1 protein-coding gene is annotated in these 679 nt (G+C 47.3%); it reads left to right on the top strand.

What is annotated here, in order from left to right; genetic code table 11:
• Window positions 1-679, top strand: a 679-nt coding sequence (locus A3729_RS18840) for an AAA family ATPase (RefSeq protein WP_156498021.1), incomplete at both ends; no start/stop codon positions are given.

Below are 679 nucleotides of genomic sequence, written 5' to 3'. Positions count from 1 at the left end.
TCCTTGTATTATCTTTATCGATGAGATCGATGCTGTCGGTCGCCATCGTGGTGCGGGTATGGGTGGTGGTCATGATGAGCGTGAGCAAACACTGAACCAGCTCTTGGTAGAGATGGACGGCTTTGAAGGTAGTGAAGGTGTCATTGTTATTGCTGCAACCAATAGGCCGGATGTTCTAGACCCAGCATTGTTAAGACCGGGGCGTTTTGACCGTCAAGTTGTGGTCGGTTTGCCAGATATACTTGGTCGTGAGCAAATTCTGAAGGTGCATATGAAAAAGGTGCCTTTAGCTGAGGATGTTGCGCCAAGTTTGATTGCCCGTGGTACGCCAGGATTTTCAGGTGCTGACTTGGCGAACCTGGTTAACGAAGCTTCCCTGTTTGCGGCACGAGCTGATAAGCGTGCAGTTGAAATGACAGACTTTGAGCTTGCTAAAGATAAGATTATGATGGGCGCAGAGCGCAAGTCTATGGTGATGTCTGAGAAGGAAAAGCTTAATACGGCTTATCATGAAGCGGGACATGCAATTGTTGGTCGTGTTTTACCAGAACATGATCCGGTTTATAAGGTAAGTATTATTCCGAGAGGTCGTGCTTTGGGTGTGACGATGTTCCTGCCTGAAGAAGATCGTTATAGCTTGAGTCGCAAGCAGCTTATCAGCCAGATTTGTTCGCTTTAT

It is taken from the genome of Oleiphilus sp. HI0043 (assembly GCF_001634935.1).
Note: the sequence above shows the minus strand (reverse complement) of the source record. Positions and strands in the feature narration are given on the sequence as shown.